This window comes from Dolosicoccus paucivorans, from assembly GCF_900100125.1.
In the GTDB taxonomy this organism is placed as follows: domain Bacteria; phylum Bacillota; class Bacilli; order Lactobacillales; family Aerococcaceae; genus Dolosicoccus; species Dolosicoccus paucivorans.
Genome location: NZ_FNEL01000059.1, coordinates 1 through 10,010, shown reverse-complemented (window position 1 = coordinate 10,010; position 10,010 = coordinate 1). Strand labels below are relative to the sequence as shown.

Sequence of the window (10,010 nt, the reverse complement as noted above, 5' to 3'; positions counted from 1 at the left end):
CGATGGGACGGCCAAACCCGGAAGTTTCTGGAATGTCAAGCGATTCAACAAAGTCATGAATGACTCGAGCAATGTGGTCTTGAGGGAGTGAAAAGTTAACAGAGACTATGATTTCGGGAGAAGATGTGGTATACTTAAGTCCGTTCATTAGAGATAGTCCTTTCTGGATTGTCTTAGGCAGGAGGTTGTGGTCTCCTGCCTTTTTTATTCATTCAATTCGATACTTAATTATACCAAAACCCCGTCAAAACATGATGAATAAATGTTTTGACGGGGTTGTTTTTCTAAAGAAACTGTCGACTTATGTCACAGCCTCCATTATTAATCTTCCAGTTGAGCGACAAATAGTTCGACTTCCAAATCCCCTAAATAGAAATCCGCCTCTTTTAAACGGTCCTGAATTTGCTCAATAGACGCGGTCGGCTCGTTTTGTAAAACATCTTTTACAATCGATTGAGCGACAGGTGGAATAAAGTTAAAAGAATCTTCAAGAACTTCTGGCAACCAATCATTAAAAGAGTAAACTTGTTCTTTAATTTGAATGTTTTTGTTGTACAACGTATCTTGAACCCACTGGATATCAATGTCTAGCTCGTGGGCAATCTTTTCCACATCAATGGTTAACGGCTGCTCGACAGATTCCATTAACCAATTAAATAGTTGTTGAGTGGCTTTGGCGGCCACTTTAACCATCAACTGTTGATACAATTCAAACGCTTCATTTAATTGATCGTAATGTTCTTTTTGTTCCACAACAAACTCTTGTAACTCGGCGTCATCTTTAATAGAAGCCATTTCTTCATAATAAGCTTTATTAAATTCCACTGTTGGATAAAATTCGCCGTGATAAGTTAACGTAGCGCTGGAATCATCTAAAGCTTCCCATGAATAGTCAGTGACTAAATGTTCATGATGATCGACGTGGAATAAAGAAGCAGGGGCAGGATTAAGCGTTTGATAGTAACTTATACTTTCCTCCACTGCCTCTTGGTCCACCCCTAAAGAGTCTGCTAGTTCTTTAGAACTGACTGTCGCAATTTTGTCGAAATGTTCATCTAATAAATAACGCGCTAAAGTCGGTGCGTTATCATCTCGCAACGTTTGTGTTAATAAAGCTTCCCTTAAATCTTTAGCACCAATACCTGCCGGGTCAAGTCGTTTAAAGTAATTTAGCGCATCAAGCATCAACACTTCATGAACATCCATTTCTTTAGCTAATTCTTTATAAGAACGGGTAATGTACCCTCTTTTATCCAACTGATCAATTAACGACAGCATCACTTCACGCATAGGACTAGGATCTTGATGCATAATTTGTTGAGACAAATATAAATGCAAACTTTGGGGTAACCCTTTTTGATGGGCTTGTCCTTTAACAATTTGATGATCTTCATCCACTTGGGCTACTTTCACTTCTTTAGGGTAAACCATTTCAATAAATGGATTGGGTGAAATAACCGTTTCTAAATACAAAGTCAATTGTTCCGCTGTTAAAGGTAACATTTGAGTTACCCTTTCTTGAACTTTTAAAGAGTCATGTTGAACGGTGACACTTTGAATGGGTGTTGTTTGTTGAATCGTCAATGTTTGATTTCGCATATACAACCTCTTTTCTCTTCTTCCTTTAGAAACTGTCGTTTAAATAATCATAACTAATCTCATCTAAGGTAACAAACTCGTATCCTTTTTCTTTTAATTCAGGAATGATGCGCTTTAAAGCGTCCACCGATGCCGGAATGGTTTCGTGGAATAAAACTACCGATTGGGGTAACATCGTCGCCATTGTATGTTGATAGATCACTTGACTATCTTGACTTTGCCAATCTTGAGAATCCACATTCCACATTACTGATGATAATTCGGGAATGAGCTGGATAACCCGTTGCCCTCCACTACCAAAAGGCATGCGGTAGCGAGTGGGTGTGACCCCAGTGGCTTCCGCAATGGAATCTTGAGCGTCTTGAATTTCTCTAATGACTTCCTCGTCAGGTAGCGTCGCTAAATCCGGGTGACCATAGGAGTGGTTAGCAATTTCATGGCCGCGTTCAACTACTTCTTTAGTAATTTCCGGATGAGCGTCTACAAATCCACCCACATGGAAAAAGGTCGCTTTAACGTCAAATTCATCCAATAAATCTAACACGCGGTAAGTATTTTCGTGGGGGCCATCATCAAAGGTTAACGCTACTGACTTACGTTCATCAAGAGCTGTTCCTGCAATGTAAGGACCTAATACTTGATGACTCATTAAGTTCTCCACCATCTCTTCACTTAAAGGGTGGCTACGATGAACAGCGACAATATCATACAGGGCTTCATCTAATACTTCATCCAGTTCTTTTTTGACCGTTTGCGAGCCGGGTTGGTTTTTAATTGTTGCGAGCTGTCCTTCCACTTCATCTACTTGATGTTTAAACTGACGCACACTTTCTTCGTCTTTAATGTCAATGGTTTCCAAAGTAGCAATCTGTTGTCTTACTTGATCAAAAGACTGGGCCATTTGCTTTGCTCGAGTAAAGAGTTCGCTCATTTTTTCAACCAATTCGTCTCGGCGAGTAAATTGGTCCGTATGATCTCGTTCTTCAATATCTGACACCGTGACGCCCGCTCTTAAAGGTAAATCTTCAGCGATTTCATCGGATAAAATAAGCGGACCCGTGACGTCATAAATCTCACTTAAATGACGAATTCCGTCATACTTTGCTTTAACAATATTTAATTGGTCTTGAAGGGTTTGTTTTTGACGCCCCTTAACTTGATCGACTTCCTCTTGAGCGCGCTTAATGTCGTCAAGAGAGATGCCGGCATTTAAATAAACCTTTTGTTCATCAGAATATAAATGATTAATCGCTTCCCTTGCTTGGTGAGCTTGAGAATTGATAAAAGGGAAAAATTCCGGCTTGACAATTGATAAACCAATAATTAAAAATCCTAATGTTGCGATTGAAATAAGCGCAATCCAATATTTACGATGACTAACTTGTTGTTGACCTGTACGTGGGTCGAATGAATCTGATGGCATGTTTCCTCTTTCTTTCCAATAATTTAATCGATGGACTGATTGAATGTATCTCCATGTCCTAAGTCAGCATATTGATAGCCGCGTTTAAACCAGTTTTGACGTTGAGCTGATGTTCCGTGGGTAAAACTATCGGGAACTACGCGTCCATAGGCTTGTTCTTGTAGCGTATCATCTCCAACAGCGTAAGCTGCTTGAAGGGCTTCATCTAAGTCACCAATATCTAAATAACCCTGTTCATCTACATACCTTGCCCATACGCCGGCAAAGTAGTCTGCTTGCAGTTCTAAGCGCACATTTAGTTCGTTAGCTTGAGTTTCACTCATTCCTTGACGAGCTCGGTTATAGTCTCCCATAATTCCTGAGATGTTTTGAATGTGGTGACCGACTTCGTGGGCAATAACGTAAGCCATCGCAAAGTCTCCTGGCGCTTGGAATTTCGTTTGCAGTTCATCGTAAAAATCTAAGTCAATATAAACTTTTTCGTCCCCTGGACAATAGAAAGGACCGACCGCTGAACTAGCGAACCCACACCCTTGAGTTTGAACCGCTCCGGTATAAAGAACTAACTTAGGAGGTACATAAGTTTGGCCGTGTTGTTTAAAGATTTCCTCCCACACATCTTCTGTACTGGCTAAGACGGCGGATACAAAAGCTGCATCTTCGTCATAAGCACTTTGTTGGGGAACTTGGTGAGTTTCCACTTGAGCGTTTGGAGTATTTTGAGGGATGTTAACTGAGCTCGTGTTGCCGCCTAATAAACCACCTAGACCGCCACCAAACAGCATAAATAAGACCCCTAAAATTAAGATCCAACGGCCCACTCTTGAACGTAACAGTAAAAATAAAATACCCGGGTTAATGCCGCCCCCGCGACCCATTCCCATGCCACTTGGTACAGGACCTCTCGGTGTTTGGCCACGACGATCTTCAACGTTACGACTTTGCCTCATATTTTCCCATTTCATTTGAAACACTCCTTTTCATTTAATGATTAAACAAACGGTGCAATTAAACCAAGAACTGAATTCCACAATTGCCCTAAATACCCTAAACGAGTATCGGATAAAAAGACTTGTTTTGATTGAGATTGAGTTCTTAAAAAGTCTTCTTTAATGCGTTTAAGTTCCGGGTGACAATATAAAATAACATTCGATTCAAAGTTTAAATAAAGAGAACGGTAATCCATATTCATCGACCCGACTGTTCCGACTTTGTCGTCACTAACAAAGGTTTTAGCGTGTAAAAAGCCCGGTGAATATTCAAAAATCTTGACCCCAGCTTTAATTAAAGCCGGATAATGGGCTCTTGTTAAACGATAAATCATTTTTTTATCAGGAATACCCGGCGTCATTAACCGCACATCGACGCCTCTTTTAGCCGCCGACTTTAATGCTTCTTCTAATTTATTACTTAACACTAAATAAGGGGTATACATATAGACATAATCTGTGGCCATAGACAAAATCTCGATATAAATATTTTCCCCCATCGGTTCATCATCTAAAGGAGAATCACTTAAAGGTTGGGACAACCCTTCATTTAGTAACGCTTCATCTCCTTGACTAATTTTTTTGGCTTCTTCTTCAAAGGAATAAGGATTAAAGGGATGATAATCGTCATCTAAAGGATAAAAAGCATTCCACATAGTCAAAAACATGGTCGTCATATTCCATACTGCAGGCCCTTCAATGCGAACCACCGTATCTTTCCAATGACCAAATCGCTCGATTTTATTAATGTATTCATCAGCTAAGTTAATCCCACCGGAAAAACCTACTTTCCCATCCACAACCACTATCTTGCGGTGATCTCTAGTATTCATCGATAAAGAAAAAATCGGTGTAAATGGGTTAAAGTCAAAGGCACGAATACCACGTTCTTCTAAAAGTTGGGCAAAATTATTCGGCAACCGGGTAATACATCCAAAAAAGTCATAAATAAAGCGAACTTGGACGCCTTCTTTCACTTTTTCTTCTAAAATATCTAAAACCGAATCCAACATATACCCGGTATCGACAATAAAAAATTCAATAAAAATAAATTCTTCCGCGGATCGAAGAGCGTCGAGTAAATGTTCAAAACAATCTTCCCCCGTTGGATAATAAGTGACGTTAGGAGTTAAATGAACGGGCATATGGGCGTAGTCTTCAACATACTTAGCCAACCCACCTAGACGGGGGTCGTATTCACTTAATAAATTAACCGCTGATGGCACATCATCCATTTCCCCAGCATGGGCCGCAATTTCTTCAGATAATTGTTTAGACATTTTACGCGTCGGGCGACTGTTTCCCATCGTCAAATAAACTAACGTTCCAAACATGGGGAATAACGCAATTAATAATATCCAACTCATCCGATAAGTTGGGTTATCTTCTTGGTTCGATAAATATAAAATCATAAATAAAGACGCCACTCGCAAAATAGCTTGTAGCCAAATTGAATACTCTAAAAAGCGAAAGAAGAGCGCAAAGCCCCATACTAACTGAATTAAAAAAAATAAAGCCGTCAAGACAATCCGTCCTGTCGTAAACTTAGGTGGTTTTCTTAATGACACGTTTTCACTTCCTTTCTGCTTAGATTCATTTCAAATAATTACACTTCCATTGTACCCACTCTTCAAAGTTTACACAACTTTTATATTTAAAAATAAAAGGCCGCCTTTTAATTAAAGGCAACCTTTTTGTTCGTTTCGTTTTTATTTAGAAAATACGTCTAAATAACGTTTTGTAATGTCTTTTGTATTAAAGCCTAAAGCTGGAATAATGTCGTTGGCATTTCCTGAAGCACCGAAGCGGTCTAATCCGACAGTCACACCGTCTAGACCAACGTAACGCTCCCAACCAAAGGTCGCACCCATTTCAATGGACATGCGGTTTCTTACTTCAGATGGTAAGACACTTTCTTTATATTCTGCGTCTTGTTCGTCGAATAAGTTTTGACATGGCATAGAAACAACGGACACGTCGATTCCTTCTTCTTGTAGCGTTTCTTGAACTTCTAAAGCTAAAGCGACTTCAGAACCTGTCGCAATTAAAATACCTTCTGGTGTGTCCCCTTTAGCCGGAGATAATACGTAAGCTCCTTTACGAACACCTTCTTCGGCTAACGCTTTTGTTCCTTCTAAAACAGGTAAATCTTGACGAGTTAGCGCCAACATTGTCGGACGATCTTTTGATTCAACAGCCATTTGCCATGCGACAAAGGTTTCGTTCATATCCGCTGGGCGGATTGTATTTAAATTAGGTGTCGCGCGGAAACCTGCTAATTGTTCAATCGGCTCGTGAGTTGGTCCATCTTCACCGACCGCAATAGAATCATGAGTCATGACGTAAGTGACTGGTAGTTTTGATAGAGCAGATAAGCGAACCGCACCTTTTAAATAGTCTGTAAAGACAAAGAACGTTCCGGCATAAGTTCTTGTTCCGCCGTGTAAGGCAATTCCGTTCATCATCGCTGCCATCGCAAACTCACGTACTCCGTACCAAATGTTACGTCCAGCGTAGTTGTCTGGCATAAAGTCGCTATCTTCTTCGTTCATTGTTTTGTTTGAACTAGATAAGTCAGCTGATCCACCCCAGAAATACGGAATGTTTTGACCTAAAGCTTGAATCGCACGGCTACTTGAAATACGTGACGCTTCAGCTTCTGTATCAGTGTCCACTAATTCTAACCCTTTAGCGTAATCTTTTGGTAATTCACCGTTAAAGGCTGCTTTTAATTCTTTCGCAAGTTCTGGATGGTCTTTTTCGTAAGCTTCAAAAGCTTCTTTCCATTCTTGGTGAGCTGTTTGACCACGGTCAAAGACACGTTCTTTAAATTGATCTTTAGCTTCTTGAGGTACTTCAAAGTCTTCATGAGTCCACTCAAGCGCTTTTTTCACTGCGTCCCAACCTTCTTGACCGATAGGTGCCCCGTGCACTTTATTCGTTCCAGCGTCTGGCGCGCCGAATCCGATCACTGTTTTAATTTCAATCATGGTTGGTTTGTCTGTGACTTTTTTCGCTTCTTCAATCGCATCAGAAACGGCTTGAATATCCATCCCTTCATCCACACGTAAGTAGTGCCAGTTTTGCGCTTCGAAGCGACCTTTAACATCTTCAACGAAAGACATGTCTAAGTCACCGTCTAAGGAAATGTCGTTACTATCGTATAAAACGATTAGTTTACCTAACTTCATCTTACCGGCGTAAGAAGCAGCTTCGTAAGAAATTCCTTCCATTAAATCTCCGTCACCGACTAATGTATAAGTGTAGTGGTCAATAATATCATGACCTGGACGGTTATATTGAGCGGCTAAGTGAGCTTCAGCCATTGCCATTCCCACTGCTTGAGCAATTCCTTGACCTAATGGTCCAGTGGTTGCTTCCACTCCGTCAGTGTAGCCATACTCTGGGTGACCCGGTGTGCGGCTATTCATTTTTCTAAAGTGTTTTAAATCGTCAATGGTTACATCAAAACCAGCCATATGAAGTAAGCTGTAAAGTAAAGCAGATCCATGTCCTGCTGATAAAACAAAACGGTCGCGGTTCATCCATTGGCTGTTTGCCGGATCCACGCGTAAATGTTCTGCCCATAAGGCGTAAGCCATTGGCGCCGCTCCTAGTGGAAGTCCCGGGTGACCAGAATTGGCTGCTTCAATTTGGTTCATACTTAAAGCACGCAATGTGTTCATCGCTAATTGATCTTTACTTGAAAACATAAATATCCTCCTAATTTGTGTCTAACTACCTTCTATTGTATCATACTTCACGCAAGAAAAATAAACCGCTTTCTTCTATTCTTCCTCTTGTAAAGGAGTCTCCTCATTCGCTTCTTCCACGTCGCCGTGGGCTCTATTTAACAACTCATCTAAACTCACCACTTGCTCGCTGGTTGGAAGGCGTAATGATTTACCTTGAGCGCTAAAGTAGTATTCAATGGCGGATTGTTGACTCAATGTTCCAATGCCATACTCCATCGCCGCGGTGTTAAATAACATCGTACTTGCTTGACCATTTTCAAATAGTGACGCCACGTCTTCTACCGACTCAAATTGGTCCTTTTCTTCTTCGATCAATTGTTTTAATTCTTCAAGTAATTCATCTGTAATTTCTAATTGATACACTTCAGGAGCAACTTCTTCTAATTGTTCCGTACGTCCCGGCTGATTAATAAAGCGCTCTCCGAGTAAAAATAAAAAGTCACTGGTTGCTTCGGTATGCTCTAATAAGGATTGGTATTCTTCTTGTTGGTCCGTTTGATCAATATATAAATCAGATAAAGCATTCATCTGATCTGCTGTTAATCCCGTTAAAGCCTCTAATTCCGAAGTCATTCCTTCTTCAAATCCTTGTTCGGTCGCATGATTGACATTACGCATCAAATCTTTCACTGGCTCATAAATTTCTTCAATTTGATGAGTTTCCTCATTCATGGCAATTAAAGCTGTTTGAGGGACTTTTTGATCTTGTTGATCAGTTAATAAGTAGTGATTCCCGTCTTTAATTAAAGTTGAAGTACGGGCTAACACTTCGCCACCTTCGTCTAAATAGTCAATGACTGTGTAGTCTGAGACGATCCCTGTTTGCATCTCGCCTAATCGTTTCATTAAATCAATCGCTGGATGCTGGTCCGTCGCAGTCGCATCTTCGTCTAACGATTCAGCACTTTCTTGATCTGAACTTTCTTCTTCAGTTTCTTCTTTAATTTCTTCATCCATTCTTTCGTCCTCAAGAGTTTCCTCTGATGGAGACGAGGAAGAAGACGGTTGTCCGAATTCTACCGACTCAATGGGCGAAATATCTTCACTTTGGGCGTAAACGATCGCTCCTTCAAGAGCCGTCGGGGCCACAAGAATCCCCATTAAAACTAACCCCATTAGTTGTTTGAATGACTTTGGCAAATCAATCGCTCCTTTATTCATTTCAATACTATTATTGTACCATAATTGTTAGTAAAAATTAGTTTTTAAAGCAAAAAGACGATGACCCAACCATTTGAATAATTGAATCAATAGAAAAAATAAACGCTGAGTTTTATAATAAAGATAACCCAATTAAAAGGAGAGATGACGATGAAAAAATTACTCACTTTAATTAGTCTAAGTTCTGCTTCTTTACTCCTTGTTGCTTGCGGTAACAACGCAACCAATGAGACCGAATCAATCGAAACAGAATCTTCCATCGCCCAATCAAGTGAAATGGTGAGCTCTAGTGAAGTCGCAACCCGTTCAGTGGAAGAGTCTGAATCAACAGAGGAGATGGACATGCACATGGAACATTCTGGCGAAGTTCCCGCTGATATGGTCATTGCTGAAAATCCGGAATTTAACGTTGGAGATGAAGTGACCATTTTAGCGGATCATATGCCGGGAATGGAAGGGGCCCAAGGTGAAGTGACAGGTGCTTATGAAACCCTTATTTACGCCGTCACTTACACGGATACAAACACCGGTGAACTTGTTAAAAACCACAAATGGGTCGTCCGCGAAGAGGTGGATAATCCAGCTTACGGCTTAGAAGCCGGCGACGAAGTAGGGCTTTTAGCCGACCATATGCCAGGTATGAAAGGCGCAAAAGCAACGATCGATGAAGTGATCGATGGCGTTGTCTATACCGTTACTTATACGGATACGAACACTGGCGAATTAGTCGAAGACCATATGTGGGTTATTGGCGACGAATTACAAGCTCGCTAATGACACCAAAAAAATCCACTCTCTGAGCCGACCCCCAAAAGTTAGACCAAAAAATCTAACTTTTGGGGGTATTTTTATGACCAAGTATAGTTTAGAAACGAAACTTCAAATTGTTACTGACTACGAAGCTGGAAAAGGCGGATTTAGGACTTTAGCGAAAAAATATCAAATCGCTCAGTCAATAGTGAAACGATGGATCCATAATTATCAAGATTTTGGCTTAGAAGGCCTTCAAGTTAAGTCAACAAGACAGTCTTATCCTTTAGAAACCAAGCTATATGCGATAGAATTGTACTTAACTACAGAGTT

Annotated in this window: 8 protein-coding genes; 2 read left to right on the top strand and 6 right to left on the bottom strand. The window is 40.6% G+C overall.

Annotated features, from left to right (window positions below; translation table 11 throughout):
• Window positions 1-321: 321 nt before the first annotated feature.
• The 6 genes from BLR79_RS07610 to BLR79_RS07585 form a co-directional block, all read right to left on the bottom strand.
• The gene (locus BLR79_RS07610) at window positions 322-1,599 is read right to left on the bottom strand and encodes an RNA polymerase factor sigma-54 (RefSeq protein ID WP_092086593.1); all 1,278 of its coding nucleotides are present in this window, start codon (window positions 1,597-1,599) and stop codon (window positions 322-324) included.
• A 25-nt stretch (window positions 1,600-1,624) separates the two neighbouring features.
• Complete coding sequence (locus BLR79_RS07605) at window positions 1,625-3,022, bottom strand: polysaccharide deacetylase family protein (RefSeq protein ID WP_092086591.1); 1,398 nt, start codon at window positions 3,020-3,022, stop codon at window positions 1,625-1,627.
• Between the two features lie 23 nt (window positions 3,023-3,045).
• Window positions 3,046-3,987 carry a KPN_02809 family neutral zinc metallopeptidase gene (gene ypfJ / locus BLR79_RS07600; protein WP_092086589.1) on the bottom strand — a complete coding sequence of 314 codons (942 nt, stop codon included), beginning with the start codon at window positions 3,985-3,987 and terminating at the stop codon, window positions 3,046-3,048.
• 26 nt (window positions 3,988-4,013) lie between these two features.
• Window positions 4,014-5,579 (bottom strand): cardiolipin synthase, encoded by a 1,566-nt coding sequence (gene cls / locus BLR79_RS07595; RefSeq protein WP_092086587.1) that lies wholly within the window; start codon window positions 5,577-5,579, stop codon window positions 4,014-4,016.
• A 141-nt stretch (window positions 5,580-5,720) separates the two neighbouring features.
• Window positions 5,721-7,724, bottom strand: coding sequence for a transketolase (tkt, locus tag BLR79_RS07590; protein WP_092086585.1), 2,004 nt, complete (start codon window positions 7,722-7,724; stop codon window positions 5,721-5,723).
• Between the two features lie 75 nt (window positions 7,725-7,799).
• The gene (locus tag BLR79_RS07585; RefSeq protein ID WP_092086583.1) at window positions 7,800-8,906 is read right to left on the bottom strand and encodes a hypothetical protein; all 1,107 of its coding nucleotides are present in this window, start codon (window positions 8,904-8,906) and stop codon (window positions 7,800-7,802) included.
• Window positions 8,907-9,077: 171 nt separating this feature from the next.
• Between BLR79_RS07585 and BLR79_RS07580 the strand changes: the two genes are divergently transcribed.
• Both BLR79_RS07580 and BLR79_RS07575 read left to right on the top strand, forming a co-directional pair.
• Window positions 9,078-9,701, top strand: a complete 624-nt coding sequence (locus BLR79_RS07580) for a YdhK family protein (protein WP_200778884.1) — start codon at window positions 9,078-9,080, stop codon at window positions 9,699-9,701.
• Window positions 9,702-9,777: 76 nt separating this feature from the next.
• Window positions 9,778-10,010 (top strand): helix-turn-helix domain-containing protein (locus BLR79_RS07575; protein ID WP_143338816.1); only part of this gene is annotated, 233 nt, incomplete at its 3' end.